The sequence below is a fragment of the Novosphingobium sp. SG751A genome, assembly GCF_013149295.1.
In the GTDB taxonomy this organism is placed as follows: Bacteria; Pseudomonadota; Alphaproteobacteria; order Sphingomonadales; family Sphingomonadaceae; genus Novosphingobium.
On the sequence record NZ_JABGCB010000005.1, the window covers coordinates 208472 to 230148 of the forward strand.

At 63.0% G+C, this 21677-nt stretch carries 18 protein-coding genes; 2 read left to right on the forward strand and 16 right to left on the reverse strand.

From position 1 onward, the window contains the following. Positions 1-31 precede the first annotated feature (31 nt). The 11 genes from FHW96_RS08730 to FHW96_RS08780 form a co-directional block, all read right to left on the reverse strand. The gene (locus tag FHW96_RS08730; protein WP_172340164.1) at positions 32-943 is read right to left on the reverse strand and encodes a glycosyltransferase family 2 protein; all 912 of its coding nucleotides are present in this window, start codon (positions 941-943) and stop codon (positions 32-34) included. Next, complete coding sequence (locus FHW96_RS08735; RefSeq protein WP_172340165.1) at positions 940-2100, reverse strand: glycosyltransferase; 1161 nt, start codon at positions 2098-2100, stop codon at positions 940-942. The genes FHW96_RS08730 and FHW96_RS08735 overlap by 4 nt, the downstream gene beginning before the upstream one ends. Beyond that, positions 2093-3007, reverse strand: a complete 915-nt coding sequence (locus tag FHW96_RS08740) for a glycosyltransferase family 2 protein (protein WP_172340166.1) — start codon at positions 3005-3007, stop codon at positions 2093-2095. Before FHW96_RS08740 ends, FHW96_RS08735 begins: the two co-directional genes overlap by 8 nt. 6 nt (positions 3008-3013) lie before the next feature. Further along, positions 3014-3955 carry a glycosyltransferase gene (locus FHW96_RS08745; protein WP_172340167.1) on the reverse strand — a complete coding sequence of 314 codons (942 nt, stop codon included), beginning with the start codon at positions 3953-3955 and terminating at the stop codon, positions 3014-3016. A gap of 44 nt (positions 3956-3999) precedes the next feature. Next, positions 4000-5364 (reverse strand): lipopolysaccharide biosynthesis protein, encoded by a 1365-nt coding sequence (locus tag FHW96_RS08750; protein ID WP_172340168.1) that lies wholly within the window; start codon positions 5362-5364, stop codon positions 4000-4002. Beyond that, entirely contained in the window at positions 5361-6602 is a 1242-nt protein-coding gene (locus tag FHW96_RS08755) for a WcaI family glycosyltransferase (RefSeq protein ID WP_172340169.1), read from the reverse strand. The genes FHW96_RS08750 and FHW96_RS08755 overlap by 4 nt, the downstream gene beginning before the upstream one ends. Further along, on the reverse strand, positions 6602-7531 hold the full coding sequence (locus FHW96_RS08760) for a GDP-L-fucose synthase (RefSeq protein WP_172340170.1): 930 nt from the start codon (positions 7529-7531) through the stop codon (positions 6602-6604). Before FHW96_RS08760 ends, FHW96_RS08755 begins: the two co-directional genes overlap by 1 nt. An 11-nt stretch (positions 7532-7542) precedes the next feature. Further along, positions 7543-8637: a GDP-mannose 4,6-dehydratase gene (gmd, locus tag FHW96_RS08765; RefSeq protein ID WP_172340171.1), complete on the reverse strand. Its 1095-nt coding sequence runs from the start codon at positions 8635-8637 to the stop codon at positions 7543-7545. Between the two features lie 417 nt (positions 8638-9054). Then, positions 9055-9570, reverse strand: coding sequence for an LptA/OstA family protein (locus tag FHW96_RS08770; protein WP_172340172.1), 516 nt, complete (start codon positions 9568-9570; stop codon positions 9055-9057). Between the two features lie 117 nt (positions 9571-9687). Then, positions 9688-10335 (reverse strand): LPS export ABC transporter periplasmic protein LptC, encoded by a 648-nt coding sequence (gene lptC / locus FHW96_RS08775; RefSeq protein WP_172340173.1) that lies wholly within the window; start codon positions 10333-10335, stop codon positions 9688-9690. 7 nt (positions 10336-10342) lie between these two features. Next, positions 10343-10966, reverse strand: coding sequence for a ribonuclease D (locus tag FHW96_RS08780; RefSeq protein ID WP_168603383.1), 624 nt, complete (start codon positions 10964-10966; stop codon positions 10343-10345). Between the two features lie 66 nt (positions 10967-11032). On the opposite strand from FHW96_RS08780, the gene ung reads away from it, so the two are divergent. Both ung and FHW96_RS08790 read left to right on the forward strand, forming a co-directional pair. Continuing rightward, entirely contained in the window at positions 11033-11719 is a 687-nt protein-coding gene (gene ung, locus FHW96_RS08785) for a uracil-DNA glycosylase (protein WP_172340174.1), read from the forward strand. 164 nt (positions 11720-11883) lie between these two features. After that, the gene (locus FHW96_RS08790; protein ID WP_253950827.1) at positions 11884-12462 is read left to right on the forward strand and encodes an N-acetylmuramidase domain-containing protein; all 579 of its coding nucleotides are present in this window, start codon (positions 11884-11886) and stop codon (positions 12460-12462) included. 4 nt (positions 12463-12466) lie between these two features. Here FHW96_RS08790 and FHW96_RS08795 read toward each other — a convergent pair whose 3' ends face one another. From FHW96_RS08795 to FHW96_RS08815, 5 genes are all read right to left on the reverse strand, one after another. Next, entirely contained in the window at positions 12467-12658 is a 192-nt protein-coding gene (locus FHW96_RS08795) for a hypothetical protein (protein ID WP_172340176.1), read from the reverse strand. Positions 12659-12775: 117 nt separating this feature from the next. Further along, complete coding sequence (locus FHW96_RS08800) at positions 12776-14212, reverse strand: glutamate synthase subunit beta (RefSeq protein ID WP_172340177.1); 1437 nt, start codon at positions 14210-14212, stop codon at positions 12776-12778. A 23-nt stretch (positions 14213-14235) separates the two neighbouring features. Continuing rightward, positions 14236-18876 (reverse strand): glutamate synthase large subunit, encoded by a 4641-nt coding sequence (gene gltB, locus FHW96_RS08805; RefSeq protein WP_172340178.1) that lies wholly within the window; start codon positions 18874-18876, stop codon positions 14236-14238. Positions 18877-19132: 256 nt separating this feature from the next. Next, positions 19133-20308 carry a hypothetical protein gene (locus FHW96_RS08810; RefSeq protein WP_172340179.1) on the reverse strand — a complete coding sequence of 392 codons (1176 nt, stop codon included), beginning with the start codon at positions 20306-20308 and terminating at the stop codon, positions 19133-19135. A gap of 75 nt (positions 20309-20383) precedes the next feature. Next, positions 20384-21613, reverse strand: a complete 1230-nt coding sequence (locus tag FHW96_RS08815) for a TIGR04063 family PEP-CTERM/XrtA system glycosyltransferase (RefSeq protein ID WP_172340180.1) — start codon at positions 21611-21613, stop codon at positions 20384-20386. Positions 21614-21677: the final 64 nt, after the last annotated feature.

Here is a 21677-nt window from a genome sequence, read left to right on the forward strand (position 1 = left end):
CGCATGCCGGCCATCGCCAAGATTGCCGCACTCACAATTTCAGCCCCGTGGCCGCGCGCAGCCGCGCCAGCCGCGTTTCGCGATCAGGCGCATCGGCGATGAGCTGTTCCAGCTCCATCACCTTGGCATCGACCAGAAAGCGATACCAGAAGCCTTGCAGCACATGATAGGTGATGCCCGTAGGCCCGTCCAGAATGCCCAGTTGCGGAAACAGGCGCACCAGCAGATAGATCAGCGGCCCGGTGCCGAAGGGCAGGCGGTTATAAACCTTTTCCTTGATCCAGCGCTTGAAGGCGGCCTGTTTCCCCGCGCTTTCCACCGCCACCTCGCTGCCGCCCAGCAGGCCGTAGCGCCCGTCCAGCACATCGATTGCCTCACGCGTGGCATAGCCATTGTGCTTGGCGGTAAAGAAGGTCAGGTCCTTGAGCGAGGCATCGTCGAACTGGCCCGCCATATGCAGGATGCGGCCTTCGTCGATGACCACATGCTCGTCCATCCAGCGGTCCTCGACCACGCCTTTGCCGCGCCGCCACAGGCGCAGCAGGCGCAGCGGATAGCGCCCTCCATGGCGCACCCAGCGGCCCATGAAGATATGGCGACGGTCAAAGGTGATGCCGGCGACATCGGCGGGCAGGCCGGGCAATTCGCGGCAGATCCGCTGCGCCAGATCGGGTCCGATGATCTCGTCGGCATCAAGCCGGACGATCCAGTCGGTCGCCACCTCGCCATTTTCCAGCGCCCAGTTGAATTGCCGCGCGTAATTCTCGAACCGGTTCTGCATGACGCGGGCGCCGGCCTCGCGGGCGATCTCGACGGTGCGGTCGCTCGAAAAGGAATCCACCACCAGCACATCGCTGCCATAGGAGCGCGCGCAGGCAATCGAGCGCGCGATATGCAGTTCTTCGTTATGGGTGAGGATAATCGTGGTGATCAGCGCGCTCATGCGTGCCTCCTGTTGTGTTCTATCGCGGCGGCATAGGTTTGGCCCCATTGCGCGGCCACGGCGCGGGCCGAAAACATCGACCCGGCCAGTTCGAGCGCCGCCCCGGCGCGGGCCTGCCATGCGGCATGGTCCAGCGCCCAGCCATCGCTCAGCGCCTGCGCAATCGATCCGGCGTCAAAGCCGCATTCCAGCGCCGCGCCTTTGGCAAAGCCCATGTCCAGATTGCATTCGCGCGTCATGATCGTGGGCGTTCCGGCGGCCCATGCCTCCAGAATCGCCATCGGCAAGCCTTCGGACAGCGAGGGCAGCACCATGAAGCGCGCCTCATCGAGCAAAGCCTGCTTGGCCGCGCCGAACACGGGGCCCAGAAACTCGATGCCGTCGGGCGCTGCTGCAATCGCGGCCCTGAGCGCGGCGACATCCTCATCCGCGCCCCATCCGGCGATTTTCAGCTTCGCGCCCTCGGGATGCTGCCCGCGCGCGGCCATATCCTGCCATGCCGCCACCAGCGGCAGCAGGTTCTTCTTGGTATGGATGCGCCCGATATAGAGCACAACCGGCGCGCGCGGGGCGGCCGATACGGCAGGCGCCGGATCTGGCCCGGCATTGGGGATCATGATGATCTCCGCCCGCCCGGTGCGCGCGCCCAGATCGCTCGCCTCGCGCGGGGTCAGCGCATGCAGCGCATAGGCGCGACGCCAGCTTTTGTTCTCCCACGCCATGCGCAGCAGCGTCTTCTTCCAGCGCCCGCGCGCATAGATCCACGGATCGAGCATGCCATGGGGCGTGATGAAATAGGGCCGCCCCGTGCGTCCGGCCCAGATCGCCCCGGCGCAGGAAGGATATTGCCAGATGCCATGCACATGCAGGCAATCCAGATCGGCCGCGATCATCGCCTCGGTCAATCCGGGGGCATAGGAAATCTGCGGCGGACCCTTGCGGGCGAAATTCATCACCTGGCTGGGGGAAAAGCGCGCCCGGTCCTGATCGGTATCGGCGTCGATCATGGCAAAGACCGTGACCTTGCCCCCCATCGCGCGGATCATCTCGGCCTGCGCGACCATCGCCTCGAACACCCCCCCGCCCTGACGCGAGGAGGAGGAGGCCAGCAGCCCGATATGGCAGCCGGTCAGGTCGGGCAGCGCAGCATCAGCCATTGTAGACCCGGCGCAGGCGGGCATACATGTCAAACGAGGCCTTGCTGACCGGCTGGCGCTTGACCTTGCCCTTCAGCACCCGCGCAAACCCGTCCAGAACGCCCCAGAACCACGGACGCAGGAACTTCTTGTTCCACGCAAATTTAAACCCGACCGCCACCGATCCCACCATGCGATAGGGGGCCAGCAGGCCGGGGGCATATTTGTAGTAAAAGATGATCTTGTTGCGATGCATCGTGAAGTCTTGGATATAGCTGCGCTTTTTGGGCACCTGCATGTGGTGCAGCGGCCGGCTGGTGCCGCGAATGGTGCGCAGGCCCTGACGGTCAAGCAGCCGCAGTGCCAGATCGCCTTCCTCCATCGAATAGAACAGTTCCTCGTTATACCCGCCGACCTGCAAAAAGGCGTCGCGCCGCACGCCATGCGCACAGGCCGCGAAATCGAGCATTTCGAAAGGCTGGCCCTCGCGCCTGGCATGGCGGATCTGGGTGTCCTGAAGGATGTTCTGGAACGGCATGCACACGATCGCCACCGAGGGATCGGCAAAATCGGCCAGCGCTTCTTCAAGAATCTCGGGTTCGACCAGCATGGAATCGTCGTCGAGAGGGAAGACGATTTCGGTCGTGGCCAGCTTCACGCCTTCGTTGCGCTGATAGCATGGCCCGCGCGAGACTTCGCTGCGCAGATAGGAAATGTCGGGATAGGCCGCCAGAACGGCCTCCTGCGTGCCGTCGCTCGATGCATCGTCGGCGATGATGATATGGACCGGCACGGTCTGTTTCAACGCCAGATCAATCGCGCGCAGCACCAGATCCTTGCGGTTATGCGCGGTAAAGACGATGCTGGTGCGCGCCGGGCGATCCGAAATCCGGCCGTTGGCGTCATGGGCGAAATTCTGCGCGATCATGTCATGTCACCTGTTCAGCAAGGCAATCAGGGCGGGCGTGGGCGCAACGTCGGGCGTCAGCCATGCGTTGAAGAAGGCCTCGGTGCGCGCACGCCGCCCTGCGCCGCCATCCATCTTGCGGCCCAGCGCGCGGGCCGCTGCATGGACCTTGGGGCGCAGCACCTGACGCAATTGAAAGCTGGGCCAATGCAGCGCGCGCCGTATCGGGACGCTGGATGCGCTCCACCCCAGCCGTTCAAAGACCAGCGCGCGGATCCGCGACCTTTCGCCGTCCAGCCGGTCGCGATAGATCTGCGAAATCTGGCCCGGCGCGATGCGAAACGCGCCCAGCCGCTTGGGCAGCCACTTTTCCTTGAGCCCCACCCGCAGGTTGAGGAAAAAGGCATAATCGGTGCAAAGCCGCAGATCATAGAAGCTGTCGGGCAACAGGCGGGTCTTTTCGCGCTTCCAGAAAATGCATTCCGAATACATCTGGCGATAGAACAGCGCGTGGTCGGCCACGCTCAGCCCCTTGATCAGCCCGCCATTGACCAGCAGGCGGGTTTCTTCCTCAAAGGCAAAGTCATCGGAAAACACCAGATCGAGATCGGGATCGGCGCGAAAGGCCGCATCCACCGCCGCCAGCGATCCGGGCATCAGGATGTCATCGGCGTTCAGCCAGTAGAGAATATCCCCCCGCGCCAGACGGGCCGCCTTTTGCAGCGCGTCGAGCTGGCCCTTGTCGGGCTCGCTGACCAGCGTGATGTTCAGGCCCTCGAAGGCCTCGACCACGGCCTGCGTGCCATCGGTGCTGCCCCCGTCCATGACGATCACCTCGACCGAGGCAAAGCCCTGCTTGCGCACCGAATGGAGCGTGGCGGCGATGAAGGGCGCGGCATTCCATGCCGGAACAAGCACGCTGAAGCGTGGGGCCGGAGCGCCTGACGTGTCGAGGTTTGGCTTGTCCACTTGAGAGGCCTCTTTGTTTGCCGGTCTGTTCAGGGCGGACCGTTTCAGCGCCGACGCAGTTTTTGCACGAATTGCATGGCAAGATCGCGGGTCATGTCGAAATGCAGCAGCCGGGCCCGGCGCACCGTGGCCGCCACCGCGATCAGCATCACCGCGTCCAGCGCCAGCCCGGCCATCGCCACGCCCTGCGCCTGCCACAGATGGGCCAGCCCCATGGCCCCGCCCAGCGCCACCAGCGCGCTGACCATATAGAACAGTGCGATGCCGGTATGGGCGTTGACCGCGATGAGGAACGAGCAGAGCGAATTCCAGCAGGCGTTGAGCACCATGGCCCCCGCCAGCAGCGCCACCAGCAAGGTCGGCGTATGGATGGCACCGCGCGTCCAGAACCGGATGATCTCCGGCCCGATCAGCACCAGCAGCAGCGAAGCGGGGATCACCATCACCAGAGTTACCCCCAGCGCCAGCAGCGCCAGAACGGCCTTCTGGCGCTCGTTGCTCTGGGAATGGGCGACGGTAAAGCGCTGCAGCGCCGCAACGCTGAGGATCAGCGAGAATTGCAGCGGCAGCCGCGTCAGCGTGCGCGTGACGGTAAAGACCGGCACCGCCGCCGCCCCTGCCGCCGAGGACAGCACCAGAATGGCGCCCTGCAGCGTGGTGGCATTGGCGATGGGAATGGCCAGCGAACCCAGCGCCGGTTTGACCAGCCGCTTCAATTCGCCCAGCGAGGATTGCCACGGCGCCGACACCAGCCACCCGCCATGACGGCGCAGCACCAGATTGACGACGATGGTCGCCACGATACGGATCGACAGGGTGAGCATGGCCACCTGAAACGCATTGGCGCCCAGCCATACCGCCGCCAACTGGCTGAGCGATTCGAACATGAACAGCGTCTGGAAAATGGCCGAGCCCAGCGCATAGCGATCCACCGTGCGCAGCCCGGCATTGATCGACCCGTTGCCAAGACAGATCAGCGCATAGCTCCACAGCATCAGCATGGTGAGCTGGGCATGGCCGCCCGTTGCGACCTGCGCAAATGCCAGCCATTTGCCGCCCACCGTATAGATCAGCGCCAACGCGGGCAGGAACAGGCCTGCAAAGACCAGCAGCACGAACAGGCGCAGCGCCTGAAACACCGAGATGGCGCGGGCCCGGTCACCCTGCGCCGCGCTGGCGGCCATGTCATTGCTGGCCGCTTGCGTCAGGCCCAGATCGGCAATCGAGAGATAGGAGGGCACCGAGGACAGGATGATCCAGACCGCATAGCGCTCCACCCCCCATTTCGAAATCATCAGCGGCACGCCGATGAACTGAAACGCCATCTGGATGGCCTGTCCATAGACGCCCACGGAAATGGCGCGGCCCAGACGGGTGTGGCGGATGTTGCGCAGCAGGCCGCCGATCATCGCGCGGCTCCGGCAAGGGCGCGCAACCCGGTTTCCAGCCGGTCGATGACCCGCGCGATGGACCAGCGCTCGGTGGCGCGGATGCGACCTTCCTCGCCATAGCGAGCGGCCAGCGCGGGATCGTCGATCAATTGTTCGACGGCGCAGGCCAGAGCCGCCGCATCGCCCGGCGCGGTGTTGATGCCGCAGCCGTCAACCTCGTCATACAGGCCGGTGCCGGGATTGGCCGTGGCCACCACCGGGCGGCCCGAGGCCAGCATATTGGTCAGTTTCGAGGGCAGCACCAGATCGGCGGTGCCCGGAATTTGCGGCAGCAGATGCACCGATGCCAGCCCCAGCAATTGCCCCATCCGGCCCGAGGGTTGCAGCCCGTGGAACTGAATGTTCTTCAACCCCTGCGCCAGTTCTTCGAGCCGGGCGCGGTTGGGCCCGTCGCCGCAGATGACAAAGGCAATGTCGTCGCGGTGCTGCAAATGGCGGCTGGCCTCGATCAGGATGTCGATGCCCTGCTTGTTGGCGATATTGCCCGAATAGAGGCAGACCTTCTTGCCCGTCAGCCCCCATTGCGCGCGATAGGCGGCGCCCTGGTCGGGGTCGGGCTGGATGGTGGTGTCGGCCCAGTTGCGGATCTCGATGGTCTGATCGGCCGCAATGCCTTTTTCGTGCAGCTTGGCGACCATCTGCGGGCTGATCGAGGAGACCATATCGGCCAGACCGAGCAGGAAACCTTCCGCCCGCGCGCCCCATTTGGCCAGACCGCCCTTTTCCTGAACCAGGCCGGTGGCAAAGGCCGCCTCGACCTCGAAATCCTGAATATGGACCCACAGCTTCGCGCCCGACAGGCGCGCCGCGATCCATGCCACCGGCACGCTGAGCAGCGCGGGGGCGATGCAGATAACCACATCGGGGCGGTTTTTCCGCGCGGCGCGAACCGCAGGCCCAAGCGCGCTGAGCGCATAGCTGGCCAGATGGATGATGCGCTTAAGGCCGCTGGGCTTTGCCGGCACATAGAGCGGGCAGCGGGTGATCGCCACCCCGTCCTCAACCGAGGCGCGCCAGCCCCCGCGCCATTCGGGCGGCACATGCCATGCCGGGTAGTAGGGCTTGCCCGAAATCACCCCCACCTGATGGCCGCGCGCGGCCAGCGCGCGGGCCATATCGGCGGTGTAACGGGCGATGCCGATCTCTTCGGGCGCATAATTCAGCCCGACGATGGCGAGCCGAAGCGCCCTGCTCATTAGCCGATCTCTTGCAGGAAATGGCTATAGGCGTCGGCGATACCGTCCTTGAGAGCGATCTTCGGCTTCCAGCCCAGATTGTGCAGACGGGTCGAATCCATCAGCTTGCGCGGGGTGCCGTCGGGCTTGGACAGATCATGCACGATCTCGCCGTCATAACCGATGACTTCCATCACCAGTTGCGTCAGTTCGAGGATCGAGACATCCGAGCCGAAGCCGATGTTGACATGTTCCTGCGCCGAATAATTCTTGAGCAGATGCACGCAGGCATCGGCGCAATCGTCGGCATGCAGGAATTCGCGGCGCGGCGTGCCCGTGCCCCACACCTCGACCGTGCCGCCGCTCTGCTTGGCATTGTGAACCTTGCGGATCAGCGCGGGCATCACATGGCTGGTTTCGAGGTTATAATTGTCGCCCGGACCATAGAGGTTGGTGGGCATGCCGCTGATGTAATCGGAGCCATATTGCACCCGATAGGATTCGCACAGCTTGATCCCGGCGATCTTGGCGATCGCATACCATTCGTTGGTCGGTTCGAGCGGCCCGGTCAGCAGCGCGTCCTCGGTGATCGGCTGGGGCGCGAATTTGGGATAGATGCAGGAAGAGCCCAGAAACAGCAGCTTGCCCACATCCACCCGGTGCGACGCCTCGATGAGGTTCGCCTCGATCATCAGGTTGTTATACAGGAAATCGGCCGGATAGGTGTTGTTGGCCAGAATGCCGCCCACCTTGGCGGCGGCCACAACAACCACATCCGGCTTTTCCCGCGCCATCCATCCGCGCACCGCGGCCTGATCCATCAGGTCCAGATCGGCGCGGCCCGCGGTCAGCACTTCGCAATTTTCGCCGGCAAGGCGGCGCACAACGGCGCTGCCCACCATGCCGCGATGCCCGGCCACGAACACACGCTTGCCCGAAAGATCAAACATCGCGTGCGTCCTTACTGGAATTTGGCGATGGGCGCATCGCGCATGGTTTCAAGGTCGGACAAGACCATTTCGCGCGCCAGTTCGCGCACGGTGGTCTGATGCGTCCAGCCCAGCTTGGCCTTCGCCTTGGCCGGATCGCCGATCAGCAGATCGACTTCGGTCGGGCGGAAATAGCGCGGGTCGATCTCGATGATGACCTTGCCGGTCTTCTTGCAGATGCCCTTTTCATCAATGCCTTCGCCGGAGAATTCCAGCTCGATCCCGGCATCTTCAAAGGCCCAGCGCACGAATTCACGCACCTCGGTGGTTTCCCCCGTGGCCAGCACGTAATCGTCGCCTTCGTCCTGCTGCAGCATGCGCCACATGCCTTCGACATATTCGCGCGCATGGCCCCAGTCGCGCTTGGCGTCCAGATTGCCCAGATACAGCTTTTCCTGACGGCCCAGCGCGATGGCGGCGGCCGCGCGGGTGATCTTGCGCGTCACGAAGGTTTCGCCGCGCAGCGGGCTTTCGTGGTTGAACAGGATGCCGTTGCTGGCGTGGATGCCATAGGCCTCGCGATAGTTCACCACGATCCAGTAGCCGTAGAGCTTGGCCACGCCATAGGGCGAGCGCGGATAGAACGGGGTGGTTTCGCGCTGGGGCACTTCCTGCACCAGACCGTAAAGTTCCGAGGTCGAGGCCTGATAGAAGCGGGTCTTCTTTTCCAGCCCCAGAATGCGGATCGCTTCGAGCAGGCGCAGCGTGCCGATGGCATCGGCATTGGCGGTATATTCAGGCGTGTCGAAACTGACCTGAACATGGCTCTGAGCGGCCAGATTGTAGATCTCGTCAGGCTGAACCTGCTGGACGATACGGATGAGGTTGGTCGAATCCGTCAGGTCGCCATAGTGCAGGTGGAAGCGGGCGTTCTGAACATGGGGGTCTTCGTAGATATCTTCGACGCGGCCCGTGTTGAACGAAGACGAACGACGCTTGAGGCCATGAACCTCATAGCCCTTTTCCAGAAGAAGGCGTGCCAAATAGGCACCATCTTGTCCGGTCACGCCAGTGATCAGTGCGACCTTTCCCTCATGGGAAGTACCTTCGGAGGAGAGGTTTGCCATTTTGTTTAACGCCTCAAGCTATTCGCAGATGCAGCACATCTAACCAGAACATGGATTTTTGCAAGCAAGATTCCGGGGTAATTAACTAGGGAAAAATCCCTGAATTGTGCCAAAATCATACCTACCAAGGCGTTATCGATATTTGGGTGACTTTTCCGCCATTTCCTTTGGCTCTGTTACAGAGGGTGAGTCCTCAAGTCTTAACGAATGTAGCGGACAAAGCTTGAGAATTTGACGAAACTCGTTGCGCTTAAAGCCAATCTGGTTAATCTTTGAGTGGCGGGCAGGCGCAGACAGGTATGGCGCCCGAAATATCTTCGACCCCATTGCAAGGCGCAACGCAAAATACACCGCGCTATCCTATATGGTGATTTACTTATCCGCCCCGGCCGCCTTGGACCGGACGGCGCCCAGACCTCAAGGCGCGGGCGTGGTCCGCTTGGCGACGGTGAAGCTGCCCGTCACACGACCGGATTCGCTCTTCTCGCCCGTGCCCGAGGAGGCACCGACGAAGTTCGAAACATGGCGGTCAAGATCGATCACCAGCCGCTCGCCCTTGCCGCTGCCGCGTGCGTTCTGCAAACGCACATGGCCCACCACGGTGATCACCCGCCGGGTGAAATCATAGGTGGCCATATCGCCCCAGACCCGGTCGTCGCCCTGATTGATTTCGACATTGCCGGTCGCGTCGATGCGCTGGATCTTGATATTGTTGTTGTCGCCGCCTTCATTGGCATAGGCCACGATCGTGCGGGCGGCTTTCATGCGCAGGTCCTGCTGGGTAATATCGACATTGCCCGTCAGCAGCACGCGCTTGGCCTTGTCCTGCACCTCAATGCGGTCGGCGGCATAATCGACCGGTTTGTCGCTGTCATGATTGCCCAGCCCCTGCGCCAGCAGGGCCCCGGCCGATCCGCCAAGAACAAGTGCCATTGCGCCAAGGGCGGCAAAGCGGCGGGAAGGGGCAATCTTTGACATGATAGACATGACCTGGCTCTTAGCCCAAGGCTTGGCTTGGGTGAAGGGGCGTTTGTGGGGAATGGGAATCCCCTATCGGGGAGCTTTCATCTTGCTGGGCGTCATGCGCAGCCGCGCCCGGCCTTGCAGCACCACCGTCCGCGCGGAAATATCGGCGGCCATATGGTCGGCGGCAAAGGTTCCGGCCGGCACGATGCCCGTGACCCCGCCGCTGGCGGTGGCCTGCCGGGTTTTCAGGTTAATCGCCACGTCGCTGGTCTGCATGCGATAGCCGTCACCTTCGGAAAAGCGGACGGGGCCGGCCACCTGCATGACTTCGCGGTTGATGTCATAGCGCGCCGAGGGGGCCTCGACCCGCGCCGGGCCGCTTTCCATCGCCAGTGTGGCGTTCAATCCGCGCATTTCCACGATCGGCACCTGTGCCGAATGCTGCACCGCCTGTCCCGCGTTCAGGGCGAAGGGGCGGCCCTTGTCATCGGCCCCGCGATAGGTCGCGCTGGTCACGGCAAGGCGTTCTTTGGCCACGGCCACCTTGTTGCGGTCGAGCAGGAAGGACACCTCGCCATGGGGAAAGATCGGGCTTACCACCATGACGGCGGTGACCATGCCAAGGCCGACCGGCAGGGCGGTGAACAAAAACCGGATCATGCGATCCTGCGCCCCGCCGGGCGCGGCTTTCGCGCGGCGGCGGTTGCGCAGCAGATCGGCACCGATGGTCAAGGCTGCCTCAGGCCGACATGTGGCTGAAGATGTCGTGATCGGGCCAACCGGCCAGATCGAGTTCCGCCCGCGCGGGCAGGAAGTCGAAACAGGCCTGCGCCAATGCGGTGCGCCCTTCGCGCTCAAGCCGGGTGACCAGAATCGCATGGGCGGCATGCAGATAGCGCACGTCGCTGGCCGCATATTCGCGCTGGGCATCGGACAATTCCGCGCCGCCCCAGTCGCTCGACTGCTGCTGCTTGCTCAATTCCTTGCCCAGCAGTTCGCGCACCAGATCCTTGAGGCCATGGCGGTCGGTATAGGTGCGCACCAGCTTGCTGGCGATTTTCGTGCAGAACACCGGCGCGGCGGTCACGCCCAGATAATGCTGGATCGCGGCAATGTCGAAACGGGCGAAGTGATAGATCTTCACCCGCTCCGGATCGGCCAGCACGGCCTTGAGGTTGGGCGCGGCATAGGTGCTGCCGGGCTTGAAGCGGACGAGATGCTCGTCGCCCCGCCCGTCGGCAATTTGCACGACGCACAGCCGGTCGCGGGCCGTGATAAGGCCCATGGTTTCGGTATCCACCGCAATCGGGCCGGGAGCCAGCACGCCTTCGGGGAGATCTTCTTCGTGGAGATAGACAGCCATTGTGCCAAAATGCTTAGGACGAAGCGGGCAAACTGAAAAGCCCTGAAAGCGGCGGGAAGGCAGATTATGACGGCAAGTGACGCAGTTCCCACAAGTTGGCGCGAAGCGTTGGATGGCGCGCTCTCCACGCCCGAGGCGCGGCGGCTGGGCGGTTTCCTGAAAGCCGAGGAGGCGGCGGGCAAGGTGATCTTTCCTCCGCGCGGGCAAAGGCTGGCCGCGCTGGAACTGACGCCGCTTGATGCGGTCAAGGTGGTGATTCTGGGACAGGACCCCTATCACGGGCCGGGACAGGCCCACGGGCTTAGCTTTTCGGTGCAGCAGGGCGTGCGCGTCCCGCCCAGTCTGGTCAATATCTACAAGGAGCTGAAAACCGACATCGGCTTTGCTCCGCCCACCCACGGCGATCTGTCCGCCTGGGCGCGTCAGGGGGTGCTGCTGCTCAACAATGCGCTGACCGTGGAGCAGGGACAGGCCGGATCGCATCAGAACCGGGGCTGGGAGGCGATTACGGACGCCTGCGTGGCGGCGGTGGCGGCCGGGCCTTTCCCATGCGTCTTTATGCTCTGGGGCAGCCATGCGCAGAAGAAGGCCGCGCGCGTGCCGGGGTTGAACGATGGGCGGCATCTGGTGCTCAAGGCCCCGCATCCCAGCCCGCTCTCGGCCTATAATGGCTGGTTCGGCAGTCGGCATTTTTCAAAGGCCAATGAATTTCTTGAATCGGTTGGCCGTCAACCGGTTGATTGGACCCTGTAAAATTGTATTTCCAACAGTAGGCAATGAATCATTGCCTACAAGGGAATGATTATTCAAAATATGGCCATCCGCTTCTGAAAGGGATGGCCATGAACATCATCGATTTGCAGAAAGCTATTGGCGCGAAACCTGATGGCGTCTGGGGTGATTTGTCTCGAAAAGCCTTGATCAGTACTTTTACCAGCGCGAACACTGGCCCGCTCGATGCCGACAAGATCAAGACTTTGGCCGCGCGGCTGGGCGTGTCGGTCAAGCAATTGGCCGCCGTGGCCAAGGTCGAGGCCGCAGGCAGCGGTTTTGACAAGGACGGGCGCCCCAAGATCCTGTTTGAACGCCATAAATTCCATAAATACACCGGCGGCAAATATTCGGTATGCAGTTTCAGCAATCCGCAGTCGGGCGGCTATAATGAAAGCAGTTGGGACAAATTGCTGGGCGCGATCGTCACCGGAGAGATCGACGCTGCCTTCATGGCCTGCTCATGGGGCAAGTTTCAGGTGCTGGGCGAATATTGGGACGATTTCGATTATGCCTCGCCCTATGCGCTGGCCCTGTCCACCGTGGCGTCCGAGGCCGGGCATTACCTCCTGCTGGTCCATTATGTCGAGGCCAACAAGTTGCAGGACGAAATGGCGGCGCTTTCCACCAATCCGGAAACCTGCCGCGCCTTTGCGCGGGCCTATAACGGCCCCGGCTATACGCAATTCGATTATCACAACAAGCTTGCCGCCGCGATGAAGTGACGGCCTAGAACCGGTGCCAAAGCGCCAGCGCGATGTCGAAAAAGGTGATCCCGGCAATCGGCGCGATAAACAGCAGCAGGAGATTGAGCCCCACCAGCGACATGACCAGCCCTTCGCGTCGCCGGTTTGGATCGCGGCGGGGTGGGGGGCTCCACGGGTCGGGCGGAGGCCAGGGATCGCGTGTGTCGAGGAACATGGGCATCGACTCCGGTTTGTTGCCGGTATTCTACGCCACGGTTTGCCCGATGCTCCATAGAAAAAAGCGCCGGCAGGAACCCCGCCGGCGCTTCTTTTTACCCTTTGGCCGGCCCGATCAGCGCGGCAATTCGGTCACGCCCATCAGCGCCTCGTCCACCGCGCGCGCGGCCTGACGACCCTCGCGGATGGCCCAGACGACAAGGCTCTGGCCACGGCGCATGTCGCCGCAGGCAAAGATCTTGTCATCGCTGGTGCGATAGTTGTTGGTGTCGGCCTGCACATTGCCGCGTGCGTCCAGAGCAACGCCCGCCTGATCGAGCAGACCCTGCTTGCGCGGGCCGACAAAGCCCATGGCGAGGAAGATCAGGTCGGCCTTGAGCGTGAACTCGCTGCCGGCCACTTCGACCATCTTGCCGCCTTCCCATTCGACGCGGACGCATTCAAGGCCGGTGACGACCCCGTTTTCGCCCACAACGCGCTTGGTCAGCACGGCGAATTCGCGCGCCACGCCTTCTTCATGGCTCGACGAGGTGCGCAGCTTGAGCGGCCAGTTCGGCCAGCTCAGAGCCTTGTTTTCCTTCACCGGCGGCTGGGGCATGATTTCCAGCTGCGTCACAGACAGCGCGCCCTGACGGTTCGACGTGCCAACACAGTCGCTGCCCGTGTCGCCGCCGCCGATCACCACGACATGCTTGCCGGTGGCGGTCAGAGACCCACGCGGGGCGGCGCGGATTTCATCGTCGCCCGCCACGCGCTTGTTCTGCTGGGTCAGGAATTCCATGGCAAAGCGCACGCCCTGCATTTCATAACCCGGAATGTTCAGGGGACGCGGATCTTCCGCACCGCCCGCCAGTACGATGGCGTCGAAGTTTTCCTTCAGCGATTCCACCGATACATGCACGCCCACCTCGACCGAGGTGCGGAACGCCACGCCTTCGGCCTCCATCTGCACCATGCGGCGGTTGATGAGGTGCTTTTCCATTTTGAAGTCGGGGATGCCGTAGCGCATCAGCCCGCCCACGCGGTCGTTCTTTTCAAACACCGTGACCGAATGGCCCGCGCGCGCCAGTTGCTGGGCCGCTGCCAGACCCGCCGGGCCCGAACCCACCACGGCTACCGACTTGCCGGTCTTCTTGGCGGCCACCTGCGCGGTGATCCAGCCGTTTTCCCAGCCCTTGTCGACGATCGCGCATTCGATCGACTTGATCGTCACCGGCTGGTCCACGATGTTCAGCGTGCAGGCCGCCTCGCATGGCGCGGGACAGATGCGGCCGGTGAACTCGGGGAAGTTGTTGGTCGAATGCAGCACTTCAAGCGCATTCTGCCAATCGCCTTCATAGACCAGATGGTTCCAGTCCGGGATGATGTTGTTCACCGGACAGCCATTGTGACAATAGGGAATGCCGCAATTCATGCAGCGCGAGGCCTGTGCTTTCAGCGCAGGCTCGGCATGCGGGATCACGAATTCCTTGTAATGCTTCACGCGCTCCTTCGGGTCCGCATAGGTGCGATCCTGACGGTCAAGCTCGAGAAAGCCGGTTTCCTTGCCCATGTGTAATTCCTTCCTTCTCGAACTTATTCTGCGGCCACAGTTTCTGCGGCCAGACGCTCAGCTTCAAAGCTGCGCAGCGCCTTGGCATAATCACGCGGCATGACCTTGACGAACTTGGCCAGCGCGTTGTCCCAGTCTTCCAGCAGTTCGGCGGCGCGCTTGCTGCCGCTGTGGAGCTTGTGACGTTCGAGCAGAATACGCAGACGTTCGGCATCGTGGCGCAGCATGTCACCCATGCCCAGATCGTGGACCGAAACGGTGCGCTGCTGCGGACGGCCTGCGCCTTCATCAGCATCGGCCTCGGCGCTGATCGGCAGGATGTCGACCTGAGCCGGATTGACCAGATCGGCAAAGTTGCCTGCCTCGTCATAGACATAGGCCACACCGCCCGACATACCGGCCGCAAAGTTGCGCCCGGTCTTGCCCAGCACAACCACCACGCCGCCGGTCATATATTCGCAGCCATGATCGCCCGTGCCTTCGACAACGGCGATCGCGCCCGAATTGCGCACCGCGAAACGTTCGCCCGCCACGCCCGAGAAGAAGGCCTCGCCGCTGATCGCACCATAGAGCACCGTGTTGCCCACGATGATGTTCTGGGTCGGCTCACGGTTGACGTAGTCCGGCTGCTTCACGATCACGCGACCGCCCGACAGGCCCTTGCCCACATAGTCATTGCCGTCGCCCGTCAGCTCCAGCGTCACGCCATGCGCGAGGAAGGCGCCGAAAGACTGACCCGCCGTGCCGGTCAGCGCGATATGGATCGTGTTGTCGGGCAGGCCCGCATGGCCATAGCGCTTGGCCACTTCGCCCGAGAGCATCGCGCCCACCGTGCGGTTGACGTTGATGACCTTGCGCTCGATCCGCACAGCCTTGCCCTCGATCAGAGCATCGCTGGCCGCGACGATCAGGTCATTGTCCAGCGCGCCGGCCAGACCGTGATCCTGCGTCTCGGTCCAGTTCAGGCTGGGCGAGATGCCATCGGGAACCTTGTGCAGCAGACGCGACAGGTCGATGCCTTCGGCCTTCCAGTGCTGGATTGCCCGCTTCGGCTCCAGACGGTCCACACGGCCCACCATTTCGGCAAGGGTCTTGAAGCCCATCTCCGCCATGATGGCGCGCAGCTCTTCGGCCACGAAGAAGAAGTAGTTGATGACATGCTCAGGCTGGCCGGTGAAGCGGGCGCGCAGAACGGGGTCTTGCGTTGCCACGCCGACGGGGCAGGTGTTCAAGTGGCACTTGCGCATCATGATGCAGCCCGCCGCGATCAGCGGAGCGGTGGCGAACCCGAACTCGTCGGCGCCCAGCAGCGCGGCCACCGCCACGTCGCGGCCCGTGCGCAGGCCGCCGTCGGCCTGAACACAGATGCGCGAACGCAGGTTGTTGAGCATCAGCGTCTGCTGAGTCTCGGCCAGACCGATTTCCCACGGCGAACCGGCATGCGTCAGCGAGGTCAGCGGCGAAGCGCCGGTCCCGCCTTCATAGCCCGAGATCGTGACGTGGTCCGCGCGCGCCTTGGAAACGCCCGCAGCCACGGTGCCCACGCCCACTTCCGACACCAGCTTGACCGAGATGCGCGCGCCGGTGTTCACGTTCTTGAGATCGTGAATGAGCTGCGCCAGGTCTTCGATCGAATAGATGTCATGGTGCGGCGGCGGCGAGATCAGGCCGACACCCGGGGTCGAGTGGCGGGTCTTGCCGATGGTCTTGTCGACCTTGTCGCCGGGCAGCTGGCCACCTTCGCCGGGCTTGGCGCCCTGAGCCATCTTGATCTGGATGTCGTCGGCATTGACCAGATATTCGCTGGTCACGCCAAAACGCCCCGAGGCCACCTGCTTGATCGAGGAACGCAGCGAATCGCCGTTTTCCAGCGGGGTGAAGCGGATCGGATCCTCGCCGCCTTCGCCGGTGTTCGACTTGCCGCCGATGCGGTTCATCGCGATCGCCAGCGTCGTATGCGCTTCCCAGCTGATCGAGCCATAGCTCATCGCGCCGGTGGCGAAACGCTTGACGATTTCGCTGGCCGGTTCAACCTCGCTGATGTCCAGCGGCTTGTCGGCGCGGCGGAAGTCCAGCAGACCACGGATGGTCAGGTTGCGCTGGGCCTGATCGTTGATCGTCTCGGCAAATTCCTTGTACTTTTCAGGAACATTGCCGCGAACAGCGTGCTGCAGGCTGGCGATATTGGCCGGCGTCCAGGCGTGTTCTTCGCCGCGGATACGATAGCCATAGATGCCGCCCACATCGAGCATGTTCTTGTAGATCGGGTTGTCGCCATAGGCCGCCGCGTGACGACGCACGGTTTCTTCCGCGATCTCCTTCAGCCCCGCGCCCTCGATGGTCGTGGCCGTGCCGGTGAAGTAAGCGTTCACAAAGCTGGTCGACAGGCCGATGGCGTCAAAGATCTGCGCGCCGCAATAGGACTGATAGGTGCTGATGCCCATCTTGGACATGACCTTAAGGATGCCCTTGCCCACAGCCTTGATGTAGTTCTTCTTGACCTGATAACGGTCGAGCGGGAACTCCTTCTTCACGCGGATATCTTCCAGCGTTTCAAAGGCCACATAGGGGTTGATCGCTTCGGCGCCGAAACCGGCCAGAACGCAGAAGTGATGCACTTCGCGCGCTTCGCCCGTTTCCACGACAAGGCCCGCCTGCATACGCAGACCCTGACGCACCAGATGGTGGTGGATCGCGGCCGTTGCCAGCAGGGCAGGCATCGGGATGCGATCCGGCCCCTGCGCACGGTCGGACAGGATCAGGATGTTGTGATCGGCCAGCACCGCTTCGGTCGCGGCCCAGCACATTTCCTTGATCGCCTGCTCCAGACCTTCTGCGCCCGCCTTGGCATCCCAGGTGGTGTCGACGGTTGCGGTGCGGAACGCGCCGTCAAGCGCGGCTTCCACGCTGCGGATCTTGGCCACGTCTTCGTTGGTCAGGATCGGCTGGTCGATTTCCAGACGCTTGTGCGTGCCCGCTTCCTTGCCCAGCAGGTTGGGACGCGGACCGATCATCGACACCAGCGACATCACCAGTTCCTCGCGGATCGGGTCGATCGGCGGGTTGGTCACCTGCGCAAAGTTCTGCTTGAAATAATCATAGAGCAGACGCGACTTGCGCGACAGCACGGCAATCGGCGTATCGGTGCCCATCGAGCCGATCGGATCGTCGCCATTGCGGCCCATCGGTTCGAGGAACTTGGAAACGTCCTCCTGCGTATAGCCAAAGGCCTGCTGGCGATCGAGCAGCGTGGTGGTTTCCACCGGCAGCTGGGCCAGTTCAGGCTCGACAACATCAAGATCCTTGATGTTGTACTGGGCCGATTCCAGCCATTCTTCATAAGGCTCGGCATTGGCGAGGCTGGCCTTGATTTCCTCGTCTTCGATGATGCGACCCTGTTCAAAGTCGATCAGCAGCATGCGGCCCGGCTGCAGGCGCCACTTGCGCACGATCTTCTCTTCCGGAATCGGCAGAACGCCGCTTTCCGAAGCCATCACCACGATATCGTCGTCGGTCACGAGGAAGCGGGCAGGGCGCAGACCGTTGCGGTCCAGCGTCGCGCCGATCTGGCGGCCATCGGTGAAGGCCACGGCGGCCGGACCGTCCCAGGGCTCCATCAGCGCGGCGTGATATTCATAGAACGCACGGCGCTTGGCATCCATCAGCGGGTTGCCCGCCCATGCCTCGGGGATGAGCATCATCATCGCGTGGACCAGCGGATAGCCGCCCGCCACCAGCAATTCGAGCGCATTGTCGAGGCTGGCCGTGTCGGACTGACCATGCGGGATGATCGGCCACATCTTGTCGAGGTCGGGACCAAGCAGTTCCGACTGCATCGAGCGGCGGCGCGCGTTGATCCAGTTCACGTTGCCGCGAACAGTGTTGATTTCGCCGTTATGCGCGATGAAGCGGAACGGATGCGCCAGCTTCCAGCTCGGGAAGGTGTTGGTCGAAAAGCGCTGGTGAACCAGACCCAGCGCCGAAACGCACAGCGGGTTGGTCAGATCGGGATAAAAGCTGCCGACCTGCGTTGCCAGCAACAGACCCTTGTACACGATGGTACGGGTCGAGATGCTGGGCATATACAGTTCGGTCAGGCCCGGCAGACCATGCTTTTCGGCCAGAGCGGCCAGCGGGTTCTGCGTCTGCTTGCGGATGGCCAGCAGCTTGCGCTCGAAGGCGTCCTGGTCGGCGCAATGCTCACCCCGGCCGATGATGCACTGGCGAATCACCGGCATCGATTCGAGCACAGCCTTGCCCAGACCGTCGATGTTCACCGGCACATCGCGCCAGCCGATCAGGGTCTGGCCTTCCTTGGCGATGAACTTCTCGAAATATTCGACCACGAAATTGCGGCTGCCCTCATCACGGGGCAGGAAGCACATGGCCACCGCATAATCGCCGGGCTGGGGCAGGGTCAGACCTGCGCCCTTTGCCCAGTCGCGCAGCAGCGCATCGGGGATCTGAATCAGGATGCCCGCACCGTCGCCCAGCAAGGGGTCGGCGCCCACCGCGCCGCGGTGGTCAATGTTTTTCAGAATTTCCAGTGCCTGCGTAATAATGGCATGGCTTTTCTCGCCTTTGATATGGGCAACAAAACCTACGCCGCACGCATCGTGCTCGTTACGCGAATCATAGAGGCCCTGGGGCTCTGGAAATCCCATCGATTATCTATCCCAATCTCGCGCCCTCTGCCGTCTCTCTGGCAGGGCGCAACCTGAACCCGTGTATTTGGAGCGCGAATCCCCTGCCCGCGCAGGCGCGGGGGAGATGACGCATCATGCCCCATGGCGTCAGAACGCAGCTTTTGCAACCGCGAAAGGTCACAAATGGCGTATTTGGCGCGTTTCTGACGAAAGGATTTGCCGTTTACGCGCCATTTGTCGGTGTAATCATGCGCTGCGGCAAGGGGTGGGGAAATTATTTAACGTCGCGCAGAGAGGCCAGTGCAGCGCGCAGCGCATCGCCCGTACCATCGGGGGCAGAGGCCAGAGCAGGCTCACAAGTGGTTGTTTTGGTTTCCTGCGAGGCGTTCTGATGGCGCTGCAAGGCGCGGGCGAGCCGTTCGAGCAGCTCAACATGGCTGAGCGAATCGAGCGAGGCCGAGGCAATATGTTCGGCGGCGCTTGGCCCTTCGAGCGTCAGTGAAGGGAAACCCGCGCAGGTCTTGGGTGCGGGCGGCGTGACGGGCGCTGCTGCGATGGGCTCCGCCACGATGGGATCCGCCTCGAGAGTGGCGACTCCGGCGCCCACCATTTCCAGCACAGCCATCTCTACCGGAGCCCGCTCGGCCACCGGCGGCGGCATGGGCGCATCAAAGGCGGTGATCGATTCGGTCACCGGCTCCACCGGGCTGGGGTCGATCTTGAAGAAGCGGAAGGGCTGAATGACCGGCGCTTCGGCCACCGGCTCGACCTTGGTCGGCGCAGCTTTCTTCTGGGCCTCGATGGCTGCCTGCTCCACTTCGACTACCGCCTGCTGCGGCTTCCAGTCCCACGAGGGTTCTTCGGCCGGGGGCGGAGGCGGGGGCACATCATGCAGCACCTGCCACGTTTCAGCCACCGGCGGGGGCGGCGCATAGCTGGGGCCCGATGCCGTTTCGGCCATCTGCGGCCCGGAAGCGGTTGTTTCGGCGGCCGCCTGTTCGGACGGCTCATTGTCGAAACCATGCGCGCCCAATTCGGCATGGGCCTGAATCGGCTGGCGCGCGGGAAAATCGGGGTGAGAATCGGCGCTGCGGCGGCGAAGGGGGGCCGAATCCTGGGCCTTTTCGCGCCGGGCCTGCTGCCATGCGGTCTGCGAAAACGCCTTGCGCGGGGCCAGCATCCGCACCGCCGCCCAGCCCAGCAAAGCGCCCACCAGACCAAAAGCCACCGCCAGCAACAGCCGGGCCGTCGTCCCCAGCGGGGGCGTTGCCATCGGCAGGATCAGGTCGAGCTGCGCGGAAAGCACGATGCGCTCGATCAGTTCTCCGCGAACCGCCAGCGTCGAGAGCGCGAAGGTAGCCGCCAGCCACACCGGCACAACCGTCGCGAACAACGGATGTTGGGTGATGCCTTGCCAGCCCTGTCCCGCAGAAGTGTGCTTCGTTGCCAAAGTCGCGCCCTTACGTCCTGCCCGTTGCGTGTCCGGAGTTTGCTTTCCCCGCGTATTCCGGGGCGAATCGGGGTATCATGCCGCCTCGCTTGCCGAATTTACACCATTAACGGGTGCCAGCATTTGGTAAACATTGAGATAACGCTTGGCATTGGTTGCCCAGTCATGCGCATTTTCCACATGAGCGCGCCCCGCCGCAAGCCTTTGCGGCCAATTTGAGCGATCCGAAAGCAGCCCGGCCAGCGCTTTTGCGCAGGCGGCCGGATCGTCGGGTGTGAACAGGGTGCCCGTTACGCCATCGCTCATCAATTCGCGGTGGCCGCCCACGTCGCTGGCCGCCACCAGCTTGCCCTGCGCCATCGCTTCCAGCGGCTTCAAGGGCGTGACCAGATCGGTCAACCTGCTCTTTTTGCGGGGATAGGCCATGATGTCGCACAGCGCATAGTAACGCTCGACCTGTGAATGGGGCACGCGGCCCATGAAGCGGATTGCATGGGCCGCGCTCGATCCGGCGGCGCGCTCGCGCAGCGCTGCCTCCATCGGTCCGCCGCCCACCAGCAGCAGGCGGGCATCGGGATGGACCGCGATCAGGCCCGGCATTGCGTCGATTAGATCGTCAATGCCTTCGTAATCATAAAAGCTGCCGATAAAGCCGATCACCGGCCCGTCTCCCAGCCCCAGTTCATCGGCCAGTGCCGATTCGCGCGCCACCGGTTGGCCAAACATGGCCAGATCGACGCCATTGGGCATGATGGTGATTCGCGCCGGATCATTGCCCCGCGCGACCAGATCGCCCTTCAGCCCCTGACAGATCGTGACCACCGCGTCCGCACCGCTCACTACGTGGTTTTCCAGGCTGCGGGTCAGCCTATATTTGATGTCGCCCGCGCGCCCGGTGCCATTGCCCACGGCCGCATCTTCCCAAAAGGCGCGGATTTCATAGACCAGTGGAATGCCCAGTTTCTTTGCCACGCGCAGCCCCGCCATCCCGCATAGCGCGGGCGAATGAGCATGCAGCACATCGGGTCGCCATTCGCGGCAAACCTGCTCCACCGCGCGGGAAAAAGCGCCGATTTCGCGCCATTCGCGCAGGCCCGCCGGGCCCTTGGCCTCGCCGCGCGTGCGGTAAAAGGTCAGGCCTTCGGCTTCTTCGCAATCGGGGCCATCGGCATAATGACGCAGCCCCGTGACGCCGCGCACCTCCAGTCCAAGTCCCTCCTGCGCCTTGAGAATAGCGCGGGTGCGGAACGTATAGCCGCTGTGCAGCGGCAGCGAATGGTCGAGCAGGTGCAGGATGCGTGTCATGGCGCATTTCCTAGGTGATAAAGGCTTAACGTCCCGTCAACTGCTGCTTGCTATGGCTTTGCAA